This window comes from Tabrizicola sp. (assembly GCF_051645465.1).
GTDB lineage: Bacteria > Pseudomonadota > Alphaproteobacteria > Rhodobacterales > Rhodobacteraceae > Tabrizicola.
Genome location: NZ_JBOFBI010000196.1, coordinates 1 through 1,610, shown reverse-complemented (window position 1 = coordinate 1,610; position 1,610 = coordinate 1). Strand labels below are relative to the sequence as shown.

The following is a 1,610-nucleotide window of genomic DNA, read 5'->3' as shown; positions in this document are numbered from 1 at the left end:
GTGCCGATGATTTTCTTCACCGGCACGCTTTCCTGCCTAGCTGAAGAGTTGGCAGGGACATCCGGCAAGAATGAGGTCGAATGCACCGCCAAAGGGCCGGGCATCGAACCTGCTCAGGTCATCCCAGATCGGGGCTGCGACAAAATTCTCTGCGTGCCGGGCTTCGATGAGGACAGGATGATGCGCGGCCCACCCTCCCACTTGACGAAAGCGCGGCAGTGATAACCGGGTTCAGCCGGCAGGACGCCCAGCTCAAGGCTTCCGCCAACTGCGCCGAGGGGCAGTCCGCGCTGGCGGCGTGACACCATACCAATCGCTGAACCCCTCACATCCGGAGGCGTTCGGGCGTTACGAGGCCACGGGCCAACATGTCGTCACGGGTGCCGGACATCGCGATTATGTCGGCAAAGCCCGCATGGGTGCTCATGCCGATCAGGATGGACTGCTGTTTTACAACGCCTGGCCCGGCTTCGGTCGCCTCGTCGGTACAATGACGGGCGACAGTGTTGCGGGGAAGGGTAAACCGCAACGCTTGCGCGATGGGCACCGGGCGTCGACCTCTGATGTTTCGCGCCGATTCATGTAGCACGGCCGTTGGAGCAGCAATACAGCGATCACAGGTCGAAGGCGCGCGCGCCATCAGTTCGAGGGCGGGACTGAGGGCTCGCGCAACTGAGCAAAGAGCTGGGCATCAACCCCAAGACGGTTGCCAAGTGGCGCAAGCGCGAGACGGTCGAGGCACATCAGACTGGGCCGAAGGAACCGCGCTCATCCGTGCTGACCGAGGCCGAGGAGGCGATGATCGTGGCATTCCGTCGCCATACGCTGCTGCCGCTCTATGATAGCCTCTATGTCCTGCAGCCCTCGATCCCGCACCTGACGCTCTCTTGGCTGCACCGCTGTCTGCAGCGCCATGACATCTTGCGCCTGCCGGACGTGGAGGGGGACAAGCCGAAGCGCCAGCGGTTCAAGCGCGACCCCATCGGCCCTCGCCATTGCGCTTGAACCAATGGCGCACCAATGGCGCGATCCATATCGACATCGCCGAGGTGCAGACGGCAGAAGGCAAGCTCCATCTTTTTGTCGCCATCGACCGGACCAGCAAGTTTGCCGTTGCCCAGCTCGTTGAAAAGGCTGACAGACGCACGGCCTGGGAGTTTCTGGAGCGTGTGCTGGAGGCCGTGCCCTATCAGGGTCACACCATTCTCAGCGATAACGGCATCCCGTTCGCCGAACAGCCCCGCAACCGCAAAACCATCTGTTCCCGGCCCATGCGCTTCGGCATGATCTGCGAAGCCAACAGCATCGAGCATCGCCTGACCAAGCCCAACCAGCCCTAGACCAACGGCCAGGTCGAACGCATGAACCGCACGATCAAGGACTCCACCGTCAAGCGATACCACTATGACGGCCATGCCCAACTGCGCTCCCACCTCGCCGACTGCCTCGCAGCCGACAATTCCATCCGGCGGCCGAAGATGCTCAACGTTCTCACGCCCTACGAATACATCTGCAAAATCTGGACATCCGAGACAGATCGATTCATCCTAAACTCGATCCACTAGATGCTGGGACTGAATATTATACTTTTAACAAACTTGGGTTTCCTT

The 1,610-nt window shown here is 60.8% G+C and carries 1 protein-coding gene and 2 pseudogenes; 2 read left to right on the top strand and 1 reads right to left on the bottom strand.

Annotated elements, in window-relative coordinates; all coding sequences use genetic code 11:
- A pseudogene (locus ACRCSW_RS12645) lies at nucleotides 1-222 on the top strand (hypothetical protein); the annotation flags it as partial.
- Nucleotides 223-325: 103 nt separating this feature from the next.
- Here ACRCSW_RS12645 and ACRCSW_RS12640 read toward each other — a convergent pair.
- Nucleotides 326-547, bottom strand: coding sequence for a hypothetical protein (locus tag ACRCSW_RS12640; protein WP_438705566.1), 222 nt, complete (start codon nucleotides 545-547; stop codon nucleotides 326-328).
- A gap of 116 nt (nucleotides 548-663) precedes the next feature.
- Between ACRCSW_RS12640 and ACRCSW_RS12635 the strand changes: the two are divergent.
- Nucleotides 664-1,565, top strand: a pseudogene (locus ACRCSW_RS12635) (DDE-type integrase/transposase/recombinase); the annotation flags it as partial.
- Between the last annotated feature and the right edge of the window lie 45 nt (nucleotides 1,566-1,610).